The organism is Glycomyces sambucus (assembly GCF_900102815.1).
Taxonomy (GTDB): domain Bacteria; phylum Actinomycetota; class Actinomycetes; order Mycobacteriales; family Micromonosporaceae; genus Glycomyces; species Glycomyces sambucus.
Genome location: NZ_FNGF01000004.1, coordinates 39,079 through 61,097, shown reverse-complemented (window position 1 = coordinate 61,097; position 22,019 = coordinate 39,079). Strand labels below are relative to the sequence as shown.

The 22,019-nt window shown below is 72.9% G+C and carries 19 protein-coding genes; 5 read left to right on the top strand and 14 right to left on the bottom strand.

The annotated features are described in order from the left end of the window. Nucleotides 1–451: 451 nt before the first annotated feature. Nucleotides 452–997, bottom strand: coding sequence for an ArsR/SmtB family transcription factor (locus tag BLS99_RS12765; RefSeq protein ID WP_091049885.1), 546 nt, complete (start codon nt 995–997; stop codon nt 452–454). A gap of 60 nt (nt 998–1,057) precedes the next feature. On the opposite strand from BLS99_RS12765, the gene BLS99_RS12760 reads away from it, so the two are divergent. Beyond that, nucleotides 1,058–2,356: an MFS transporter gene (locus BLS99_RS12760; RefSeq protein WP_091049882.1), complete on the top strand. Its 1,299-nt coding sequence runs from the start codon at nt 1,058–1,060 to the stop codon at nt 2,354–2,356. Here the strand turns inward: BLS99_RS12760 and BLS99_RS12755 are convergent. Next, nucleotides 2,353–3,303, bottom strand: coding sequence for a hypothetical protein (locus BLS99_RS12755; protein ID WP_091049878.1), 951 nt, complete (start codon nt 3,301–3,303; stop codon nt 2,353–2,355). The two genes, BLS99_RS12760 and BLS99_RS12755, sit on opposite strands and share 4 nt — an antisense overlap. 90 nt (nt 3,304–3,393) lie before the next feature. Further along, nucleotides 3,394–3,819 (bottom strand): DUF4267 domain-containing protein, encoded by a 426-nt coding sequence (locus tag BLS99_RS12750; RefSeq protein ID WP_218126460.1) that lies wholly within the window; start codon nt 3,817–3,819, stop codon nt 3,394–3,396. 107 nt (nt 3,820–3,926) lie between these two features. Here BLS99_RS12750 and BLS99_RS12745 point away from each other — a divergent pair, with 107 nt between their 5' ends. Together BLS99_RS12745 and BLS99_RS12740 are read left to right on the top strand one after the other, a co-directional pair. Further along, nucleotides 3,927–4,496 carry a TetR/AcrR family transcriptional regulator gene (locus tag BLS99_RS12745; RefSeq protein ID WP_091049872.1) on the top strand — a complete coding sequence of 190 codons (570 nt, stop codon included), beginning with the start codon at nt 3,927–3,929 and terminating at the stop codon, nt 4,494–4,496. 58 nt (nt 4,497–4,554) lie between these two features. Further along, nucleotides 4,555–5,457, top strand: coding sequence for a sigma-70 family RNA polymerase sigma factor (locus BLS99_RS12740; protein WP_091049869.1), 903 nt, complete (start codon nt 4,555–4,557; stop codon nt 5,455–5,457). A gap of 1,088 nt (nt 5,458–6,545) precedes the next feature. On the opposite strand, the gene BLS99_RS12735 is transcribed toward BLS99_RS12740, so the two are convergent. The 10 genes from BLS99_RS12735 to BLS99_RS12690 all read right to left on the bottom strand — a co-directional run bounded on the left by BLS99_RS12735 (nt 6,546) and on the right by BLS99_RS12690 (nt 18,774). Then, complete coding sequence (locus BLS99_RS12735) at nt 6,546–8,666, bottom strand: beta-galactosidase (protein WP_091049867.1); 2,121 nt, start codon at nt 8,664–8,666, stop codon at nt 6,546–6,548. Nucleotides 8,667–8,730: 64 nt separating this feature from the next. After that, nucleotides 8,731–9,648 (bottom strand): carbohydrate ABC transporter permease, encoded by a 918-nt coding sequence (locus tag BLS99_RS12730; protein WP_091049864.1) that lies wholly within the window; start codon nt 9,646–9,648, stop codon nt 8,731–8,733. After that, the gene (locus BLS99_RS12725; RefSeq protein ID WP_091049860.1) at nt 9,645–10,604 is read right to left on the bottom strand and encodes a carbohydrate ABC transporter permease; all 960 of its coding nucleotides are present in this window, start codon (nt 10,602–10,604) and stop codon (nt 9,645–9,647) included. Before BLS99_RS12725 ends, BLS99_RS12730 begins: the two co-directional genes overlap by 4 nt. Next, nucleotides 10,601–11,953 carry an ABC transporter substrate-binding protein gene (locus tag BLS99_RS12720; RefSeq protein WP_091049857.1) on the bottom strand — a complete coding sequence of 451 codons (1,353 nt, stop codon included), beginning with the start codon at nt 11,951–11,953 and terminating at the stop codon, nt 10,601–10,603. The genes BLS99_RS12725 and BLS99_RS12720 overlap by 4 nt, the downstream gene beginning before the upstream one ends. Then, nucleotides 11,950–13,026: a LacI family DNA-binding transcriptional regulator gene (locus BLS99_RS12715; RefSeq protein ID WP_218126459.1), complete on the bottom strand. Its 1,077-nt coding sequence runs from the start codon at nt 13,024–13,026 to the stop codon at nt 11,950–11,952. The genes BLS99_RS12720 and BLS99_RS12715 overlap by 4 nt, the downstream gene beginning before the upstream one ends. A 94-nt stretch (nt 13,027–13,120) precedes the next feature. Next, nucleotides 13,121–14,506: an FAD-dependent oxidoreductase gene (locus BLS99_RS27430; RefSeq protein WP_091049853.1), complete on the bottom strand. Its 1,386-nt coding sequence runs from the start codon at nt 14,504–14,506 to the stop codon at nt 13,121–13,123. Beyond that, a complete protein-coding gene (locus BLS99_RS12705) occupies nt 14,503–14,760 on the bottom strand; it encodes a (2Fe-2S)-binding protein (protein ID WP_091049850.1) in 258 nt (85 codons plus the stop codon). The genes BLS99_RS27430 and BLS99_RS12705 overlap by 4 nt, the downstream gene beginning before the upstream one ends. Before the next feature lie 30 nt (nt 14,761–14,790). Next, nucleotides 14,791–15,969: an FAD-dependent oxidoreductase gene (locus BLS99_RS12700; protein ID WP_091051357.1), complete on the bottom strand. Its 1,179-nt coding sequence runs from the start codon at nt 15,967–15,969 to the stop codon at nt 14,791–14,793. Between the two features lie 144 nt (nt 15,970–16,113). Continuing rightward, on the bottom strand, nt 16,114–16,863 hold the full coding sequence (locus BLS99_RS12695) for a GNAT family N-acetyltransferase (RefSeq protein WP_091049848.1): 750 nt from the start codon (nt 16,861–16,863) through the stop codon (nt 16,114–16,116). A gap of 9 nt (nt 16,864–16,872) precedes the next feature. After that, nucleotides 16,873–18,774, bottom strand: a complete 1,902-nt coding sequence (locus BLS99_RS12690; RefSeq protein ID WP_091049845.1) for an elongation factor G — start codon at nt 18,772–18,774, stop codon at nt 16,873–16,875. Nucleotides 18,775–18,944: 170 nt separating this feature from the next. Between BLS99_RS12690 and BLS99_RS12685 the strand changes: the two genes are divergently transcribed. Together BLS99_RS12685 and BLS99_RS12680 are read left to right on the top strand one after the other, a co-directional pair. After that, the gene (locus tag BLS99_RS12685; protein WP_176953339.1) at nt 18,945–20,141 is read left to right on the top strand and encodes a serpin family protein; all 1,197 of its coding nucleotides are present in this window, start codon (nt 18,945–18,947) and stop codon (nt 20,139–20,141) included. After that, on the top strand, nt 20,138–21,340 hold the full coding sequence (locus BLS99_RS12680) for a serpin family protein (RefSeq protein ID WP_091049838.1): 1,203 nt from the start codon (nt 20,138–20,140) through the stop codon (nt 21,338–21,340). The genes BLS99_RS12685 and BLS99_RS12680 overlap by 4 nt, the downstream gene beginning before the upstream one ends. 11 nt (nt 21,341–21,351) lie before the next feature. Here the strand turns inward: BLS99_RS12680 and BLS99_RS12675 are convergent, their stop codons facing one another. Then, on the bottom strand, nt 21,352–21,984 hold the full coding sequence (locus BLS99_RS12675; protein WP_218126458.1) for a hypothetical protein: 633 nt from the start codon (nt 21,982–21,984) through the stop codon (nt 21,352–21,354). Nucleotides 21,985–22,019: the final 35 nt, after the last annotated feature.

The window sequence follows — 22,019 nt, the reverse complement described above, 5'->3', positions numbered from 1 at the left end:
ACACGAGGCAGGCAACTGCCTCGACGGGCGGGACGGGGTCTGAGGGGTCCCCGTCCCGCCCTTTACCGTCTTGGCGTCGCTGGTGGAACCAGTCTGTGTCGGAGCCCCGAGGCACCCTTCTAACCGGGGGCGCCTCCGGATTGAGCAACCTTCGTCTTTCAACTCCGCTGCCGGACCGCCGATCCGTAGGCATGTCGGACCCCGAAGGCACCCTTGTAACCGGGGGCGCCCACGGATCGAGCACCCCTCATCTTCGGATTTTGGTGCCGGACCGCAGTTCCAGGGCGGTGTCGGACCCCCAAGGCACCTTTGCAACCGGGGGTGCCTGCGGATCGAGCACCCCTCACCTTCGGATTTCGGTGCCGGACCGCCGCGGCGCGGCGGTGTCGGACCCCCGAGGCACCGTTGAGACCGGGGGCGCCTCGGGATCGAGCGGTTCTCGCGTTCGGCGCTAGTCCCGCCCGGCGTCCGGGTGGATCGCCATGAACACCGAGAAGGGCCGCGCGCCCGGGCCGGGCCGCATCGTCGCCAGGTCGTCGAACAGCAGCTTGAAGCGCTGGCTGACCTCCGCGTACTGCTCGTCGTTGAGCCGCAGCCCGATCCGCCCCGCGTTCACCTGCCCGGGGTCGGGGAGCAGCTCGACCTCGGTGCGGAACGCCTCCAGCATCGCCACTGACATGTCCGTCCGGAACTCCTCGCCCAACTGGAGCGCCCACGATTTCCGCGTGGCCAGGTACGGGATCTCCCGCGCCCCGCGCGCGCCGATCCGCTCCTCCTGGGCCGTCAGGAAACCCGTCTCGACCAGCTTGCGCACGTGGTGCAGCACGGTCGCCGGGTTCGACCCGAGCCGCAGCGCGATCTCCTTGTTCGTCAGGGCTTGGTCCAGGCACAGCCGCAGGATCCGCAGGCGCACCGCCGAGGCCACCGCCTTGGCCTCTGCCTCGGAGGCCAGCGGCCGGTCGTCCTTGAAGCCCTCTGGTGCGCGCTGCTCTGCCACGACCCCATCCTAGCGAATGACCGATTGACAAAACCCAACTGATTGGGAATACTCAATCGCATGATCTCCCTCGGCGACCCGGACGCGGTCGCACCACCGAAGCGCGACCGCGTCGGCCTCCTGCGCGACCACGACTTCCGCGACCTGTTCCTCTCCACCACCGTGGCGCAGGTCGGCTACCAGATCACCACGCTGGCGCTCCCGCTCGCGGCCGTCATCGCGCTCGACGTCAGCGAGTTCGAGGTCGGCGTCCTCTCCTCGATGACGATGATCGCGTTCGTCATCATCGGGCTCCCCGCGGGCGCGTGGGTCGACCGCATGCGCCGCCGCCGCGTCCTCATCGTCAGCGACCTCGTGCGCGCCGTCGTCCTCTTCACCGTGCCGATCGCCTGGTGGGCCGGGGTGCTCACGGTCTGGCAGCTGTACGCCGTCGCCCTCGTCATCGGCGTCTTCACCGTCTTCTTCGACGTCTCCTACCAGAGCTACCTGCCGCACCTCGTGGGCCGCAAGCACCTCGTCGAGGGCAACGCGAAACTCGAGGCGGTGCGCGCCACCGCCCAGCTCGGCGGGCCCGTCATCGCCGGCCAGCTCATCCAGTGGCTCACCGCGCCGGTCGCGATCGCCTTCGACGCCGCCGCCCTGGGCGCCTCCGCGCTCCTGCTGCTGCGCATCCGCCGCCGCGAGCCCAAACCCGAAGTGGCCCACGGCTCCCGCGTCAGCGCCGAGATCAAGGACGGCCTGAAGTTCGTCTTCGGCAACCGCATCCTCGCCTCGATCGTGACGTGCACCGGCTCCTACAACTTCTGGACCGGCGCGTTCATGGCGATGATCGTGGTCTTCCTGCCCCGCGACATGGGCCTGAGCCCCGGCGAGATCGGCCTGTTCTTCGCGCTCTTCGGCGTCGGCGGCGTCTGCGGGGCGTTCGCGGTCGGCACCCTGACGCGGCTGCTGGGGGAGGGGCGCGTCGTGTGGGTCTCGGTCGCCGTGACCTCGCCGTGGATCCTGCTGGTGCCCGCGGCCGAACCGGGCTGGCGCATCTGGCTCGGCGCCGCCCTGATGGCGTTCGTCGGGGTCGGCGGCGTCGTCTACAACATCACCCAGGTGAGCTTCCGCCAGCGCCTCACCCCGGACAACATGCTCGGGCGCATGAACGCCACCGTGCGCTTCGTCGTCTACGGCACGTACGCCGTCGGCGCGCTCCTCGGCGGGGCCCTCGGGCAGGCGTTCGGCGCCCGCACCACCCTGTGGGTGGCCGCGGCCGGGATGAGCATCGCGTTCCTGCCGGTGTTCTTCTCGCCGCTGCGGAACATGCGGACCCTGCCCGATCCGGAGCACGAGACCGTGGGGGCGGCCGCCTAGGCCCGCTCCAACGCCACCGCGAGCTCCAGGTACGTCGGCCCGAGCGCCCGCAGCGCCCCGGCCGCCTCCGCGGCCCGACCGGCCGCGAGGTCGTACTGGAGCCCGCCCACCAGCCGGGCCTGCCTGGCGGCGATCGCCGATGCCTCGTCGACGCCTGCCGCCGCCAGGCAGGCCCCTGCGTCACTGAGCCGCCGCGCTCCGGCGGGGACCATGAACGCCAGGTCCTGGTACGTCTTCTCGGACAGCCCCGCCTCCCACATCGCCGCGAGCCCTTCGGCCGCTTCGGCATTGGCGAGGTTCCCGGCCTCTACCGGGTGCCCGTGGCCGCCGCGCAGCCACTGCGCGAAGGCCTCGAGCTGCGACCGGACCGCCTGCGTCGCAGTCACTTCGGCTGTCCGCTCGAACGCGCGGCGCGAGTTGAACGACTCCCCGTACACGAGCGAATCGGTGCGCCACGCGGTGAGGAACTGCGCCAGCGGGAGGCTCGCGAACGGGTAGCCCTTGGGGTCGTGGAACCGGACCAGGTCTCCTCCGGCCGCTCCCCTTTCAGCCGCGCTCTTTTCAACCCCGATCACCACCACGTAATGGTCGGCGCCCCAAGCGGCTCCGCGCCCGCGGACGTGCGTCAGCAGCCCCATCTCCACGGGTCCCACCAGCAGCGGCTCGGCCGGGCTCGCGCTGCGCAGCCGTTCGGCGGCTTCCTCCTCGCTCCCGGCCGCCTCGCGGACGCACGTCCAGCCGAGCGCCGCGATCACGGCGTCGAGCCCGATCTCGCAGTCCCAGCCGGCCGGGTCGAAGAACGGGGTCTCGCCGGAGTGGAGCTGCATGCCGAAGGGCGAGCCGGTGAGCACGTCGACGGCGCCCGCCCCGGGGGAGTCCGGGCCGAGCGCCATCGAGAGCGAGCTGGCGTAGCAGTTGTCGCTGGAGCCGGTGTACGGCAGGAACATCGGGTCCTCCTCGGATCGTGCGGAACGGTCCGGAACGACGCTACGGATATTCGGTTTTTCGCGCAAGAGTGCGAATTTGTCGAATCGTTGCTAAGCGGTCGCGGCCGTCTCGTCCTTGACCGCTTTGGCGCCCTTGGCGACCTTGAGCTGGAGCAGTCCGATGACGATGACGCCGGCCGCGGTGGCGTAGTGGACGCCGAACGCCATGGCGGCGCTGCCGCCGTGGGCGAGGATGAGCGAGCCGTCGCCGATCGGGATGAGGGCGGTGGCGAGCAGGGCCCAGCCGAGGGCGCGGCGCTCGCGGATGACCAGCAGCACCAGGAGCACGATGGCCGAGCCGAGGTCGCGGGCGCCCTTGACGCTGAGGAATTCGGCGGCCTCGCCGGTCGGCCAGTGGGCGAAGCCCATGCTCGGGGCGACCGCGGCGGGGGCGAGGAGGTACTGGAGGCCGAAGGAGAACACGAAGAGGACGCTGATGACGGTGAGGGCGTCGGCGGTGATGCGGAGGGCTTTCACGGGGGTCTCCTTGATGTGCGGGCGGCTAGGAAATCTAGCGTTGCTAGGAACATGAATGACGCTAGCATAGCCTTGCTCGGATGTCTAGCGATGCTAGGATCGTGATCATGGCAACCCAGCAGCGCCGCGAACGCGAACGCGCCCAGCGCGAAACCCTCATCGTCAACGCCGCCCGCGAGATGGCCGAGGCCGACGGCTGGCCCGCGGTCACCGTCCGCAGGCTCGCCGAGCGCATCGAGTACAGCCAGCCGGTCCTCTACAGCCACTTCGCCGGCCGCGGCGCGATCGTCGACGCCGTCGCGCTCCTGGGCATCGGCGAACTCGCCGCCTCCCTCGAAGCGGCCCGCGTCGGCGCGGCCCCGGGGGAGGAGCTGGAGGCCGTCGCCCAGGCGTACCTCGACTTCGCGGCCGAGCACCCGGCGGTCTTCGAGGCCGCGTTCACGCTCGCCGAAGGACTCCCGTTCGGCCCCGACGCTCCGGACGAGCTCAAGGCCGGGTTCGCCCCGCTCTTCGCGGTCTTCGCGCCGCTCGCAGGCGACCACGACCCCGAGGCGGTCACCGAGGCCGGGTGGGCCGCGATCCACGGCCTGGCGGTCCTCGCCCGCGACGGCCGCCTGCGGCCGAGGCACCAGCGCGAGCGCCTGGCGGTCCTCTTGGAGAAGTTCACAAGCACCTGATGTCACATCCGGTGCGCTCCGCGGGTCAGTACTGTTGAGCGACTTTCACGGAGGAACCATGGGCGACGACCACCCGCTGCACGACGACTTCCCGGTGCAGCGCTTCGAGGAGCACCGCGACCACCTGCGGGCGGTGGCGTTCCGCATGCTCGGCAGCTCCGCCGAGGCCGACGACGCGGTCCAGGAGACCTGGATGCGCTTCGCGCGCACGGACACCGCCGAGGTCGAGAACCTCCGCGGCTGGCTCACCACCGTCGTCTCCCGCGTCTGCCTCAACCTGCTCCGCGCCCGCCGGACCCGCCGCGAGGACGAGCTCGACGAGGCCCTTCACGACGGTGTCCTCTCTGACGGTGCCCTTCACGGTGGTGTCCACACCGCGTCTGCCCCCGAGGACCAGGCGGTCTTGGCCGACTCGGTGGGGCTCGCCCTCCAGGTCGTCCTCGACTCGCTCAACCCGGCCGAGCGGGTCGCGTTCGTCCTCCACGACCTCTTCGGGGTGCCCTTCGAGCGGATCGCCCCGATCCTCGACCGCACCCCCGAGGCCACCCGCCAACTCGCCAGCCGCGCCCGGCGCCGCGTGCGCGGCGGCAGCCCCGTCCCCGATGCGCCCCTGCAGAAGACGGTGGTCGACGCCTTCCTCGCCGCGGCACGCGAGGGCCGTTTCGAGGACCTGCTGGAGGTCCTCGACCCCGACATCAAGGTCGTCGCCGACGAGGCCGCCGTCGCCACCGGCTTCGCCGGCCGCGAGGTCATCGGCGCCCGCGAGGTCGCCAAGATCTTCAACGGCCAGGCGCGCGCCGCGATCCCGGTTCTGGTCGACGGCTACGTGGGAGCCATGTGGGCCCCGGGCGGCAGTCCGCGCTCGGTCCTCGCGATCACGGTCGAAGGCGGCCGCATCACCGCGATGGCCATCATGAACGACCCCGACACGATCGCCGCCTTGGAGCTGGTGGATATCTAGGTGCATTCGCCAGGTGTGGGGCTTTGGGTTGGTGTTGTGGGCTGGTTCGGGGTGGGCGGGTTGCTGAGGTGAGAGCGGGCGGCGACGAAGGGGTGGGGCGGGGCGGCGGGTTGGCTCGGTCGCCTTGGGGTGCAATGGGGTCGGGTTCGGAATGTGAGGTTATTGCCCGCTTGCGGGTGATGACGGTCGGTGCTGGGTGGAGGAGAATTGGGGTACGCACAGGGACGGGGAAACCGTACAGGTGTCGAGTAGGTGCAAGCAGACTGAGCCAAGCCTCTGGCCTATCGGCAAACTGGATCGTTTCCGAGGCGGCCGCCGACGCAAGGTGTCGGATCGTCGGCAGATCTCATCCCGAGAGTGCTATCGGGACCCGCAGCAGTCAACCGCCCCAATTGGGGAGATGGTGATCGGGCGGGGGACCTGGGGGAGGGATCACCCCGACCACAGGCAGTGTCCGCTACGAGGCACACGACCGGAACACCGAGGCGACCGATCGCAGTGAGACCACCAGGAATAGGACCGGCGCATGCGCCAATGCGATAGCGAAGGCTAAAGCGGAGGCGGAGGCGATGGCGAAAGCGATTGCGACTGCGTCGGCGAAAGCGAGGATGAGGGCGAAAGCGAGGATGACGGCGAGGGCGGGATTGCCACCGGCCGGGCATTGAGGACCCGGCATCGGCACACCAGCACGCGCACACTCACCCCCGCTCTGCCCGCCACCAAGCCTGGGCACGAACCGGCTCACGCACATGAAATGCGCACCACCGGCGGCCAGGGCTCCGCCGCGCCCTCCAAGGCGCTCGGACCGGCCACCAGGGCACACCGGCCATCCGAGCAGGAGCTACATAAGCGCCTGCCGTCAGAGCACACCGGCTACCCGGGCAGGGGGGCTACACGAGCACCGACTACCCGAGCAGGCGGACCCCGAGCACCGGCCACCAGGGCACACCGGCTACCCGAGCGGGGGCAACCTGAGCACCGGCTACCAGGGCACACCGGTTACCCGGGCAGGGCCTACACGAGCACCGGCTACCCGGGCGGGGGCAACCTGAGCGGGGCTGCCTGAGGAGGGCCTTCGGCTATCCCGCTTAGGTGTTCTGTTCGCGGAGGACCTTGACGTCCCAGGGGCCGAGGTGCAGGGACGCACCGGAGGCATAGGAGGTGTCGTTGAGGAGGTCGAGGGCGGCGAAGGGGAGTTCTACCTCTGCTTCGGTCCAGGACCAGTTGTGCAGGAAGTGGATCGTGGTGCCGTCGCCTGCGGTGCCGCTGGTGGCGGTCACGGTCGGGTTGGGCGGGTTCCAGGCGGTGTCGGTTGCGGCCCACTGGAAGAGGGACTTCGCGAAGGCGTCGTTGGGGATGGTGCCGACGTAGGTCACGCGGCCCTCGCCGTGGACCGTGGTCGCCGCCGCGGTGAACTTGCCGTAGTGGGGGTGGGCGTACTCGGCCAGGGCCTCGGCGCCGTCGAGGTATACGCCGTCGGCCCATTTCAGGGCCGCCGCTCCGGCATCGAGTGTCAGGGCTGAGCCTTCGGCCGCGTGGACCGCGACCTCGCCTGACAGGTTCGCGAACTCCTCGTACCAGAGCCCGGCCGCCTCGGTGAGCCGCGCGGGCTTCACCTCCAGGCGCGCCCGCGCCTCGTGGTCGCCGTATCCGGTCCGCGGGCCGAGGATCAGGTGCCCGCCCGCGGCGGCGTAGCGCTCCAGCCAGTCGAGGAGGTCGTCGTCGGCGGCGTAGATCCCGGCCGCCACGAGCACCGGGAACTCCGCGACCGCCGCGGCCGGGTCGCCGAGCTGTTCGGTGTGGACGATGCGCGCCTGGAGCCCGGCGTCGAAGGCGCCCTTGTAGAACGGGCCCGTGATCGACTCGAACGAGCGCCGGTCGGGCCCGCCCTCGCCGTTCTGGAGCGGCGGTTGCGCCGACAGTGCCCACTCGCTCGGCTTCGAGTACAGGACCGCGACGTCGGCGTGGGGCACCAGCCCGTCGAGGGCCGCCCCGGCCTTGCGGAACTCCGCGCCGAGCCGTGCGAGCTCGCGGTACGCCCGGCCCGGCTCCTGGCTGTGGGGGAGGACCCCGCCCCAGTACGTCTCGGTGCCGAAGTGGAGCGTGTGCCAGTGCCAGTACTCGATCATCCGCGCGCCCCGCGACACCAGCGCCCATCCGGCCTGGCGCCACTGCCCGTCGAACGCCGGCTCGTTGCGCCACGGCTCGCCGATGGCCTGCGCGTTCGTCTCCGTCACCAGGAACGGCTCCTGCCGCGAGGAGTACATCCGGTCGGCCGAGTGGTACAGCGCCCAGGTGCCCTGCGTGTTCCAGTTCGCCGCGTCGCCGCCGCCCCCATGCGGCAGCGCGAACGCGTCCTGCATCCGGTAGTACGGGTTCCCGGCCGTGATGGAGAGCCGTTCGGCGAGCGCGCGGTCGTCGATCGCCGGGCGCGGGTAGGAGATGCACGTGGTCACGAACTGCCCCTCGCGCGCGTACTCGCGCGCGATGTCGGCCTGCCAACCGATGAAGTCGGTGGTCAACTCGGTCTGGAAGCGCCGCCACGCCTGCTCGTACTGCGGCTGCGCGTTCCCGTCTGGCGTCCACAGGTCGGCCCAGGTCGAGAGCCGGTGCGACCAGTACACGAGGCCCCATTCGCGGTTGAGCGTCTCGACGTCGCCGTAGCGGCGGCGCAAGTGGTCGGTGAACCTCTGGAACACCCCGTGGTTGTGGAAGAGCTGGAGGCCCGGCTCGTTGTCGACCTGGAAGCCGATCACGGCCTCGTGGTCGGCGTACCGCGCCAGGATCCGGCGGATGACGCGCTCGGCGTGGAACCGGAACGCCGCGTGCGTGTAGTCGACCTCCTGCCTGCCGCCCCAGGCGATCCGCTCGCCGGTGCGGTGCTCGCCGGCGATCTCGGGGTACAGGCGCGCGAGCCACGGCGGGACCGCGTAGGTCGGGGTGCCGAGGACGACGGCGATGCCGCGCTCGCGGGCGCCGTCCAGGACCGGCTCCAGCCAGTCGAGGTCGAAGCGCCCGTCCTCGGGTTCCCAAGTGCTCCAGACGGATTCGCCCACGCGGATGACGGAGAACCCGGCCTCGGCCATGAGGTCGAGGTCGGTCCGCAAGCGCGCGAGCCCGGCCTCGCCGCCGAGGCCGTTCGCGGCGGCGGGCTGGTACTCGTAGTAGTAGGCGGCGCCGAAGAGGATCGGGTTGGGCCAGTGGGACATCGGGTTCCTTCGGGTGGTGGTGGACGGAGGGCCGGTCTGGGCGCGGCGCCCGGACCGGCCGCTCTCACTGCTTGACGCTGCCGGAGACCAGGCCGGTCGTCCAGTAGCGCTGGAGGAAGAGGAAGGCGATGATGAGCGGGAGGATCGAGACGAGCGACCCGGTCACCACCAGCGGTATGTAGTCGCCGCTGGCCCCGCCCGAGCTCGACGCCTGGCCCTGCCAGTTCGCGAGGCCGACGGTCACCGGGTACAGGTCGGGGTCGTTGAGCATGATGAGCGGCAGGAAGTAGTTGTTCCAGGTCTGCACCAGCATGAACAGCATGACCGTGGCGAGCGCCGGCGTCAGGAGCCTGCCGGTGACCTGGAAGAAGATCCGGAAGTCCCCGGCCCCGTCGATGCGCCCGGACTCGATGAGGCTGTCGGGTACGGCGCTGTCGGCGTAGATCCGCATGAAGTACAGCCCGAACGGGTGGCTCGCCATGGACGGCAGGATGATCGCCCACGGCGTGTCCGTCAGCCCCGCCTGGCTGAACAGCAGGTACGTCGGGATCGCGAGCGCCGTCGATGGCACCGCCATGGCGCCGAGGACCAGCATGAACATGGCCTGGTTGCCCCGGAACCGGTACTTCGCGAACCCGTACCCGCCGAGCGCGGCGAGGAACGTGCCGCCGAGCGCGGAGGCGACCGCGTACAGCAGCGAGTTCCCCAGCCAGCCCCCGAACGCGCCGTCGTCGGCCTTGAACGTGTTTGCGATGTTGGTGAAGAGGTTGTTCTCCCCGGCGAACCAGAGCCCGAAGGTCGAGAACAGGTCCCCGGTGGTCTTCGTGGAGGCGACGACGAGCCACAGCAGCGGCAGCAGGAAGTACGCGGCGGCCGCGACCATCCCGATGGTGAGGATGGTGCTGCGCTTGGGGCGGTTGCGGCGTCGCGCCGGGGCGGCGCTCGCCCCGGTCGTCTCGCGTTGCGCGGTGGTGGTGCTCATGACCGGCTCCTGCGGTTGGTGGCGAGCATGAAGAGGTACGAGCCGGCCATGATGACGAAGCCGAGCACGAAGGAGACGGCGGCGGCGTAGTTGTACTCCTGGCCGACGAACGCGAGGTTGTACGCGTAGAGGTTGGGGGTGTAGTCGGCGACGATCACGTTGGGCGCCAGGGTCCGCATGATGCTGGGCTCGTTGAACAGCTGGAACGAGCCGATGACCGAGAAGACCATGCACAGGACGATCGCGGGCCGCAGCAGCGGGATCTTGATCGACCAGGCCGTGCGCCACGGCCCGGCGCCGTCCACCGCGGCCGCCTCGTACAGCTCGGTGGGGATGGCGCGCAGCGCGGCGTACAGCAGGATCATGTTGTAGCCGGTGAACTCCCACGTGACGATGTTCGCGATCGACCCGAGCATGAGGTCGGCGCCGAGGAAGTCCGGCGCGGCGGCCCCGATCCTGTCGGCGAGCTGCGCGAGGGGCCCGAAGTCGGGCCCGTACAGGAAGCCCCACATGAGGGCGGCGACGACGCTCGGCACCGCGTAGGGCATGAAGATCGCCAGGCGGATCGTCCGCGACAGGCGCAGCAGCGCCGAGTCGAGGGCGAGCGCGAAGAACAGCGCCAGGACCATCATGAGCGGCACCTGGATGAGGAAGAACAGCGCGACCCGGCCGAGCCCGGCGATGAGCTGGGGGTCGGTGAACGCCCGCGTGTAGTTGTCGAGGCCGACGAAGACGTTGCCGCCGATCATCTGCTCGCGGAAGAGGCTGAACCAGGCGGCGTACGCGAGCGGCACCAGGAACATCGCGGTGAACCCGATCATGAACGGCGCCACGAACAGGTACCCGGTCCTCGCGTACCGCGGGCCCTTGCCGCCCTTGTTCGCTCTGCCGCGCTGCCCGATCCGCCCGACGGGGAGCGCGGCCTGGGCCCGCGGCGCGGTGGACTCGGTGCTCATGACGCCTCCTCCACGGTGAAGCCCTGGAACTCGGCGTACTCGGCGATGCGGTCCTGCCAGTCGCCGAGCGCGGCGACGGCGTCGCCCCCTTCGGCGATGGCGGTGCCCACGGTGGCGCCGTAGTCGGCCCTGACCTGGTCGTTGAACGGCGGCCACTGGAAGTCGGGGGAGACGGTCTCGCTGATCTGCGCGAACACCTCGTTGACGCGCTGGCCGCCGTAGAACTCCAGCTCCATGCCGGTGAACTCGGGGTCCTCCAGGAGGGCCTTGGTGGGCGGGAACAGGAACTGCTCGGTGGCCATGGCTTTGGTGCACTCGGGGTCGGTGTTGATGAACTGGGCGAAGACCGCGGCCTGGATCGGGTGGCGCGTGAGGTTGAAGACCCCGTTCGTGGACCCGCCCCAGTTGCCGGCGACCTGCTCGCCGTCGGCCCACTGCGGCAGCGGCGCCGCGCGCCACTTCCCGCTCGTGGAGGCCGCGGTGGACTGGAGGAACACCGGCCCCCACGCGGCGGTGATCCACGTGGCGTACTTGCCGCGGTTGGCGGCCTGGTACCACTGGTCGGAGAAGTCGGGGTCGGTGGAGACCACGCCTTCGGCGGCGAGTCCGGCCCAGAACTCGGTGACCCGCCGCGCCGCGTCGGAGGTGACGTCCACTCGCAGGTCCGCGCCCTCGGAGCCGGCGAACGGGTCGGCGCCGGCCTGCCACAGCGACCCGGCGAAGAACGCGCCCTGGCTGGGCGGGAAGTTCGTCAGGTACACCTCGGGGTCGGCCTCGTGGAGCGCGCGGGCGGCCTCGGCGAACGCCTCCCACGTCGCCGGGACCTCGATGCCGTGCTCCTCGAAGATGTCGGCCCGGTACAGCATCCCCATCGGACCGGTGTCCTGCGGGATCGCCCACACCTCGCCCGATTTACCGCTCACTTGGGCCCAGACCCAGTCGACGAACTGCGATTCGAGCTCGCCCGCGCCGTAGGGGCGGAGGTCGAGGAGGTGGTCGGTGATGGTGAACGCGGGGACCATCTCGTACTCGATCTGGGCCACGTCGGGCGCGCCGCGCCCGGCCCGCAGGGCGGTGCGGATCTTCGCGTAGTGGCCCGCGCCCTGCGCCGCGTTGGTGACGTCCACTGTGATGGCGGGGTACGCCTCCTCGAAGAGGGCGACCTGCTTCTCGATGCCGGGCACCCAGGTCCAGAAGTCGAGCTCGGTGGGGGTGCGCATGGCCTCGTCGATCTCGGCCCGGCTCACGTGTCCGGGCGGCCGGACGGGCGTGCGGCCGCACGCGGCGAACGCGAGGGGGCTCGCGAGCGCGGCGCCGAGCCCCGTCCGTCGTCTGAAGCGGGGGTTCATCGTGCGTCCTTTCCTGGCTCCTCGTCGAGCCGGTTCGGGGGCGGTGCGGTGGATCGGCGGACGACGAGCCGGCGTGCGTCCGGGGGCGGATCGGCGGGTTCCGGCGCGCCGGCGGGCGCGCCCTGGAGCCGCCGGAGGAGGGTGCCGAGGCCGCGGACGGCGTCGGCCTCGAACTGCTGGCGGACGGTGGTCAGGGGAGGGGTGAGGTACGCGGCGGCGGGGATGTCGTCGAAGCCGGTGACGCTGACCCGTTCGGGCACAACGACACCGGCCTCGGTGAAGGCCCGGATGACCCCGATCGCCATGTCGTCGTTCGCGCACGCGACGGCCGTGACGCCCGGGGCGCGCAGGAGCCGCCGCCCTGCCTCGTACCCGGAGGCGGGGGTCCAGTCGCCCTCGATCGGCGGCGGCGCCTCGATGCCGCGGGCCTCGTGGGCGGCCCGCCAGCCGTCGGCCCGCTCGCGCGCGGCGAACCAGGCGGCGGGCCCGGCGACGTGCCAGACCCGCTCGTGCCCGAGGTCGAGGAGGTGGTCGACGGCCTCGCGGGTGGCGTCGGCGTTGAAGTCGCCGCCGAGCACGTTCTCGGCCTGGGGGAGGCTGCGGCCGACGGAGTAGATCGGCACGTCGGGGTCGACGCGCAGCTCCACGCCCTCGTCGATCGGGTCGGAGACGATGATGGCGTCCACGCCCTGGCGCAGCAGCCAGTCCACGGCGTCGCCGATCGAGTCCGGTTGGCCCTCAAGGGTGTTCGCCACCATGACCGAGATCCCCGCGGCGCGGGTCGCGCGCTCGATCGCCACTTGCAGCGAGGCGGGCCCGTAGAGGGCGGTGCCGAGGGCGACGACCCCGATGCGCCCGAAGCGGCCCGTGATGAGCGCCCGCGCGGCCGTGTTCGGCCGGAACCCGAGTGCATTCGCGGCCGCCTGGACCTTCTCGCGGACCTCGTCGGAGACGTAGCGCTCGTTGTTGACCACGCGGGAGACGGTCTTCTGCGAGACCCCGGCGAGGCGGGCCACGTCGGTCATGCCGGGCGGGCGGCGCCGCGGGGCGCCGGAGGGGGTCACGGGGGCCATGAGGGGGCTCCATACGGGCTCTGACTACGTTGTCAGATGAAACCTACGTCACACTCACATGCCATGTCAAGACATCCGCGGCGAAAGCCGGAAACTACCCCAAATCCTGCCCGAACGACTGGTCCGCACGGGACGCCGGACTCCCGCCCGCCTCCTCCGCAGTGGACGCCGCGCCCGCCAGCTCACCGAGCCGCAGCGGTGCCGCGATCCGCCGCCGCGCGAACACGCCGTCGTCCAGGCCCACCAGCTCCGCCACGTTCGCCCCGCACACGCGCCCCTGGCACATCCCCAGGCCCGCACCGCTCGCCAGCTTCAACGGCCGCACGCCCCACAGGTCCCGCTCGTCCACCGCCTCCAGCAGGCGCCCCAGCGGCACCTCCTCGCACCGGCACACGACCGTGTCGTCCCGCACCCAGCCCGTCCACCCCGGACGCACCGGGTACGCCGCCGCCAGCGCCGCCGCGAACCGCCGCCCCGACCGCACCCGCGCCATCGCCCCCAGCGGCGGCTCCACCACCGCCCCGAGCCGCTTCGCCGCCGCCGCACCGGCCACCGCGCCCTCCGACGCCGCCAGCTCCGCCCCGCCGATCCCCGTCAGCTCCCCGGCCGCGAACACGCCCGGCACCGACGTCCCCTGCGTCGCGTCGACCGCCACGAACCCGCCCTCGATCCTGCATCGCGCCGCCACCGCCAGCTCCAGTTGCGGTGTGAACCCGAACCCGACCGCGACCGCGTCGACCTCGACCCGCCGCTCCGACCCCGGCACCGGCGTCCAGTCCTTCGCCAGACGCGCCACGGTCGCCGCCGCCACCGAGTCCGACCCGTGCGCCGCCACCACCGCCGTCCGCGTCCGGTACGGCACCCGGTGCCGCGCCAGCATCCCCGCGTACCGCGCCAGCTCCGGGAACCTCCGCGTCCCCGCCGCCGCCCCGCGCGGGCGCGACAGCCACCCCGCGACGGGCGCGTTCGCCTCCGCGACCTCCACCACCCGCGCCCCCGCGGCGGCGAGCGCGACCGCCACCGGCAGCAGGAACGGACCCGTCCCGGCCACCAGCACCCGGTCGCCCACGGCGACCCCCTGGCCCTTCGCCATCGCCTGGGCCGCACCGGCGGTGAACACCCCCGGCAGGTCCCAGCCCGGGAACGGCACCGCGCGGTCGTACGCGCCCGTGGCCAGCACCAGCGCCCGCGTCTCCAGCACCCGGCCCGTCCGCGACGGGTCGTCGGCCTCGCCGATCCGCACGTGCACGCGGTGCCCGCCCTCGACCGGCTCCACCGCCCACACCGACGCGTTCGCCACGTGCTCCACCGCGAGCGGCAGCGCGAACCGGTCCCCGCGCGCGAGCGCGTCCTGCCGGAAGTACTGCCCGCCGAGCTTCGCCCCCGCGTCCACGAGGACGACCTCCACGCCGAGTTCCGCAGCGGCGCTCGCCGCCGCCAGCCCCGCCGGGCCCGCCCCGACCACCACGACCCGGTTCACGACGGCAGCTCCGCCCCGGACTGCGGCCGGATGTCGTCCCCGTCCGCGACCACGCGCCGGCACGCCCGCACGTCGGGCACCCCGTTCACCTTCACCAGGCAGTCGAAGCACACCCCGATCCCGCAGAACAGCCCGCGCGGACGCTGCGCGCCCCGCGTCGTCCGCCACGACCGGACCCCCAGGCCCATGAGCACCCCCGCGACCGTCTGGCCCTCCCGGGCCTCGACCTCGACGCCGTCCCACCGCACCCTCACACCTGCACCGTCCTCACAACTGCACCGCCCTCACGTGCGCACCTCCGCCATCAGCGCCGGCCGGGCCACCCGGAACGGGCCCGGGTCCACCTCGGGCCGCCGCCCCTCCATCAGGTCCGCGAGCATCCGCCCCGTCGCCGGGGCCAGCCCGACCCCCGCGCCCTCGTGCCCGCCCGCGTGCCACAGCCCCGGGATCCGCGGGTCCTCGCCGATCACCGGCAGGTGGTCGGGCGTGTACGGCCGGAACCCGCCGTACGCGCGCATCACCGGCACGCCCGCGAGCACCGGGAACAGCCGGATCGCACTGCGCGCCAGGCGCCGCAGCACCTCCACCTCCAGCGTCTCGTCGAACCCGACGCGCTGGCGGCTCGACCCGATGAGGACCGCGCCCGTCGCGGTCGACTCGACCACCGGCGAGACCTGGAGGTCCACGTCGCCGCTGGAGACGGCCGCTACGTAGTCCGCGGCGTACACCTTGCGCCCGACCACCGCCGGGAGCGGGGCGGTCACCAGGACCATGCCCCGGCGCGGCAGCACCTCGATCGGCGCGCCCGCGGCCACCGAGAAGTGCCCGGCCCACGGCCCGCACGCGTTCACGATCGCCCCGCACGGGACCGCGGTCCCGCCGACGCGGATGCCGGCGACCCGCCCGCCCCGCACGACGAGCCCTTCGGCCTCGACCCCGCCGTGCACGAGGCCGCCGCGGGCGCGCACGGCCGCGAGCATCGCGGTGGCGGCGAGGACCGGCTGCACCTGGGCGTCGCCGGGGTAGTGCGCCGCGGCGGTGACCCCGGTCGTCAGGTGCGGTTCCATGGCGCAGGCCGCGGCCTGGCCGAGGTCGCGCACCTCGACGCCGGCCTCGCGCTGGGCCGCCGTGAGGATGCGGAGGGGGGAGACGGAGTCGGGGTTGACGGCGACCACCAAGCCGCCCTTGGACTCCCATTCGACGTCGGCGAGGCGTTCGCCGAGTTCGTCGCGGAGGGTGTCGAGGAGTTCGGGCCAGCGGCGCCGGGAGGCGAGCGCGAGGTCGAGTTCGGGGCCGGGCGCCTTGTCGGACAGGAGCACGTTGCCTTCGCCGGAGGCGGTGGTCGCCCCGGCGGGCGCGCCGCGGTCGAGCACCATGACGCGGCGCCCGTCCGCGCTCAGGGCTTCGGCGCAGGCGGCGCCGACGATCCCGGCTCCCACGACGACGACGTCGGCGGACTCGATCGGACTCACCCCCGTCCTCACTGCAGGCCGGGTGACAGTATGCCCGATTCCGCCCGGGATATTCGCGTTCTGCACGCCGCCGCGCGGACGGCGCCGGACCGCGCACCGGGGCGCCGCGGGGCAGGCCCGCGGCGCCCCGAACGCTCATCCGGGCCGGTACACCAGCTCGACCCGGCCGCCCGTGATCCGTCCGCCCGCCCGGTACAGGAACGACTTCGCCGCGCCGTTCGACGCGTCGCACTCGGCGTCGACCTCGGTGCAGCCGCGCTCGCGCAGGACCCGGAACGCCCGCCCCAGCAGCGCCGCCGCGAGACCGGTGCCCCGGTACGGCCGGGCCGCGGCCACGAGGTCGAGGCGCGGCCGCGCCGGGTTGTCCCACACCCGCACCAGGCCCGCGAACCGGTCCCGGTCCGCATCGTGCGCCACCGGGTGCAGCTCGGGGTCGTAGTTCGGGCCCGAGTGCTCGGCCTCCCAGCCCTCGGACTTCCAGCGCCAGCCGTGCAGTCCCGGGACGTCGGCGCGCAGCTCGTCGTCGAAGCGCCGGAGCGCCCCGGCCGCGTACCGTTCGGGCGGCCCGACCGCGAACGCGCGCAGGGGCTCCTCGCTCCACGCGGCCGCCACCGGGACGCGCAGTCGCCAGCGGTGCCCGTACCGGTCGCCCACGAACCCGGCCGCCCCCAAGCGCAGGAGGGCGTCCCGGTCGTCGCCGTCGGCGCTGGTGTACAGCGGCCGGCCCTCGGCCATCGCCGCGCACAGCGCGGCCGCCGCCTCCGCCGAGGCGGTCTCGATCCAGGCGAAGCGCTTCCCGTCCGGGCGCTCCCACCTGCCCGACGCGCCCACCCGGCGCTCGCCATCGACCGCGGTCCAGCCGGTCGGGGTCGTCTCGATCCGCATGCGCCGCTCCTACTTCCGGTGCGGCGGCGGGCCGTACACGGGCCGGTACTCGGCGAACTCGGTGGTGAACAGGGCCAGGCCCTCGGTGAGGCCCGGCAGACGCCGCTCGACGCCGTGGACGGCCTCAGTCGGCATGAACCCCGAGACGTACCCGGTGGTCTCGGTCGAGAACTGGCCCTTGATGTCCGCGCGCGCCTCCCCGAGGGTCTTGAGGACCGCGTTGCCCGTCCCGGCCGGGAACTCCACCTGGAAGCCGTTCACCGGCTCGCACACCGCCGTCCCCGACTCCCGGAGCATCACCCCGAGCAGGTACTTCGTGGTCTCGCGGAAGTGCCCGGCGGTGCTGGTGCGCCCGACGTACCCGGTCGCGGTCAGCCACACCTCGCAGTCGGTCACCGCCCAGCCGTACAGGCCCCGGCGCATGAATTCGAAGACGCCCTCCTCGACGGCGTTGCGCAGCGCCCGCGTCAGCGAGCCGCGCTCCACCTCCAGCCCGTACTTCAGGCCCGAGCCGGGCGCGCCCGGCTCCAGCCGCAGCCCCACGGTCGCCACGTTCGTCGTCTGCGCCCACGGCCCCATCTCGTGCAGGGCCGAGGCCGCGCGCAGGGGCCGCTCGACGTGGATCGCGCGGGTCTCCTCGAACTCGACGCCGATCCCGAACTCCTCGTCGAGGAGCGAGGCCACGACCTCCTTCTGCACCTCGCCGTACAGGCGCACCGCCATCTCCTCGGACAGCTCGTCCAGGTGCGGGTCCACGAGCGGGTCGCGCTCGGCGAGGTTCAGCAGCGCCCGGTTGAGTCGGACGCGGTCGTCCGGGTCGGCCGGGCGCACCACGGTCTCCAGCGTCGGCGGCGTGAACAGGCCCCCGCTCGCCAGGCCCTCGGGCGACCCGATCGCGTCCCCGATGCGGATGTCGCTGAGGCCCTTGACCTTCGCGATCGAACCGGGCACGGCGTCGCCCAGGACGGTGGCGGTGCCGTGGTCGAAGACCTCGACCGCGGTCACCTTCCCCTCGTGGGCCTCGACCGCGCCGAACTCGCCGCGGCGGTACGCCGTCAGCACGTCCCGCGGAGCGATCCGGCCCTGGCGCACTCGCACGTACGCGATCTTCTGGTGCTCGTGCTCGACCTTGAACACCGTGCCGCGCGGCTCGGCGTCCGGGTCCCCGTGCGGGACCGGCAGGTACCGGCGCACGCCCTCGGTCAGCGCCGCCACGCCCGCGCCGGTCACGGCCGACCCGAAGTACACCGGGTGCGCCGTCCCCGACCGGACCTGCGCGGCCAGCTCGGCGTCGTAGTCGAGCGATTCGGGCCGCTCCAGGTACGCCGCGAGGAAGTCGTCCGAGCCCGCCGAGAGCAGGTCGGCGGCCCGGTCGGCGAAGTCGCGGTCGGTGAACGCGAACGGGACGGCGTCCGCCGCGCCCGAGCCGATCGCGGTCACGGTGCCCATCGGCAGCAGCCGCGGGCTCAGCATCGCGGCGAGGTCGTCCAGCAGGTCCGCCTCGCGGGCGCCGCGCCGGTCGATCTTGTTGACGAACAGGAGCGTCGGCACGCCGAGCCGCTCCAGGGTGCGGAACAGGACCCGCGTCTGGGCCTGCACACCCTCGACGGCGGAGACCACCAGGACCGCGCCGTCGAGCACGCGCAGGGCCCGCTCCACCTCGGCGATGAAGTCGGTGTGCCCCGGTGTGTCGATGAGGTTGACGGTGGTGGCGCCCAAGCGGAACGCGACGACGGCCGACTGGATCGTGATCCCGCGGCGGCGCTCCAACTCCATCGAGTCGGTCTGGGTGCTGCCGGAGTCGACGCTCCCGACGCGGGCGATGATCCCCGCGTCGAACAGCAGCCGCTCGGTCAGGCTGGTCTTACCGGCGTCGACGTGGGCGAGAATCCCAAGGTTCAGAAATGACAAGGACAGTCCTCAGAGCAGAGTTCGGCTGGATTCGCTGGGTGAACTCCGAAGTCCGGCGCATGTCGGACCCCTCTCTGACTCGTCCTTCGTCTGACCCGAGCGACGCTAGGCCCCCGCGGCCGATCCCGCAACCCGTTTTCGGCGGGTGCGCCTGCGCTAGGCTCCGCAGCATGGGCACGAGCGAGGACACCTTCCAGCGGGCGCTGCGCCCCGCCGACACCGCCGCCGCGAACGCGCTCACCAGGCGCTGGCTCCTCGCGCGAGACGAGATCCCCTCGGCCGCATCAGGTCTCGGCGTCTGGCCCCTCCTCGCGGTCCTCGCGTCCGGCGCCGTCGAGGACACCCGGGACGAACTCCTCGCCGCCCTCGGCCTCGACGCCGACCGCGCCGCCGCCGTCCCCGCAGCGCTCCTCGACGCCGTCCGCGAATCGCCCGCGCTCAGCGCCGCCATCGCCGTCTGGACCGGAGCACGCGTCACCCTCGACCCCGACTGGACCGCCGGCCTCCCCGGCGGCGCCGTCGGCTCCCTCACCGGCGACCCCGCCGCCGACAAGACCGCCCTCGACGCCTGGGCCGCCGAGCACACGCGGGGCCTCATCCCCGAGATGCCCCTCGACCTCGCCCAGCCCGTCGACCTCGTCCTCGCCAGCGCCCTCTCGCTCCAGACCACCTGGGACACCCCCTTCACCGACCGCCGGCGCGCCTTCAAGACCGGCCCCTGGGCCGGGCTCGGCCAGGTCAGGGGCCTGTCGGCCACCCTCGGCGATGCCCTGCGGATCACCGCCGACGCCTCGGTGCTCACCGTGCCCGGCGACGGCGGCATCGACGTGCTCCTCGGCCTCGGCCGCGACGACCTCACCCCGCACGCCGTCATGGGCCGCCTCCTCGACGCCGCGACCGCCACCGACTGGGGCCGCTCGGCGACCGAGCTGAAGCCGGGGGAGCGGGCCGTCGGCGTCGAAGTCGCCGAGTACAAGTCCATGCGGCCCCAGACCGGGCCCGAGACCGCCGTCGAGACCGTCCGCTTCCGCCTCGACGCCGAACTCGACCTCGCCGACGACGCCGCCGCGCTCGGCCTCGTCCTCGCCGCCGACGAGGACCGCGCCCGCTTCGACCGCCTCGCCGCCGAACCGGTCTTCGTGTCGCAGGCCAAGCAGGCGTGCACCGCCGTCTTCAGCGCCACCGGCTTCGAGGCCGCCGCGCTCACCGCCGTGGCCATGGCCCGCGCCGCCGGCGTGCCGAAGCTCGACCACCGGCACGTCCAGGCCCGCATCGCCTTCGACCGGCCCTTCGCCTACCTCGCCCGCCACCGCCCGACCGGCCTCGTCCTCGTCGCCGGCTGGGTCGACCGACCGGAGACCGCATGAGCACCGCCCTCCAGGACCTCCTCACCCCGGCCGATGTCGCCGCCGCCAACGCGCTCACGCGGCGCTGGCTCGTCGGCCGCGACCAGCTGCCCTCGGCCGCTTCAGGTCTCGGCATCTGGCCCCTCCTCGCCATGCTCTCGACCGGCGCGGTCGACGAGACCCGCGCCGAACTCCTCGCCGCCCTCGGCCTCGACGCCGACCGGGCCGCCGCGCTGCCCCGAGCGCTCCTCGACGGCGTCCGCAGCGCACCCGCGCTCAACGTCGCCCTCGGCGTCTGGGCCGGGCCCGGCGTCGTCCTCGACCCCGACTGGGCCGCGGCCCTGCCGGTCGACGCGGTCGGTTCGCTCACCGGCGACACCACCGCCGACAAGGCCCACCTGGACCGGTGGGCGGAGGCGAACACCGGCGGGCTCATCGACGCCATGCCGATCGACCTCGACGCCCCCGAGCCGATCGAACTCCTCCTCGCCAGCGCCCTCATGGTCCGCACCGAGTGGGCCACCGACTTCGAGGAGTCGACCCACGCGCCCTTCGCCTCCGGCCCCTGGGCCGGGCTGGAGCGGCCGCGGATCCTCCGCGCCACCTACCACGACGACGTGCTGCGCTGCACCGGCGACGCCACGGTCCTGACCGTGCGGGGCCGGGACGACGTCGACGTGCTCCTCGCCCTCGGCGGCGACCACCTCGCACCGCACGCGGTCATGGACACCCTCGTCGACGCGGTCGACCCCGCCTGGGGCCGCTCGGCGACCGAGTTGAAGCCCGGCGAGCGGGCCGTCGGCGTCCGCGTCAGCGAGTACACGGGCTCCACACCGCAGACCGGCCCCGAGATCGGGGCGACCACGGTCGCCTTCGACGCCACCGACGACCTCGACCTGACCGCCGACAAGGGCGCGCTCGGCCTCGTCCTCGCCGCCGACCGGAACAAGGCCCAGTTCGACCGCCTCACCGCGAAGAAGCTCTACGTCAGCCAGGCGAAGCAGTCCTGCACGGCCCGCTTCAGCGCCACCGGCTTCGAGGCCGCGGCGGTCACGGCCGTCGGAATGGCGATGTTCGGTTCGGTGCCGGTGTTCGAGCACCCGCGCGTGCGCCACGAGGTCGCCTTCGACCGCCCCTTCGCCTACCTCGCGGTCCACCGCCCCACGGGCCTGGTGCTCGTCGCCGGCTGGGTCGCGGCCCCCGCCCTCGGACAGGACTGAGCCGCGCCTGGTCACTCCTCCAGCGGAGCCGAGTGCCAGGACCAGTCGGGCCCGCGCCGCTCGAACCCGTCCAGCGGCCCTCTTCCCGTGGCCCACAGCAGCGTCGACCAGGGGTCGGTGTCGAGCGGCGCTTCCGGGAACAGGCGCGCGAGCGCGGGGGCGACCAGGTCCTCCGGCGCCTCGAACCCGACCCCCAGCCCCTGCGTGAGGTCGAACGCGTGCGCCAGGGTCTCGACCACGCCCATGGCCGCGAAGCCCTCCGGGTCGGCCACGCCCCAGATGTGCCAGGCGCGCTCGGCGGGTCCCCGCGCGTCCACGGTGACCGCGACCAGGCCGCCCATCATCGTCAGCACCTCGATGCCCGCCGCCGGGCCCTCGGCCCGGTCGAAGTGGATCGGCAGCGGCAGGTCACCGGGCCGCTCCCACAGGATGGTCGGCGTGCCCGGCATCCACGGCACCGGCGCCGCGAGGCGCAGCGCGTACGAGAACAGGCCGTTGTGCAAGTGGTCCAGGGCCTCCCAGCAGGACGCCTCCATGGGGCCCGCCCGGTTCGACCAGGCGTCGGGGGCGCCTTCGCCCAGGGCGACCGCGGTGGCCGCGACCGCCTCGATGACGTGCGCGCCGGTGACGGGGGTTCGTGCCATGTCCGGAGCCTAACGGCTCCAACGCATCGACGGAA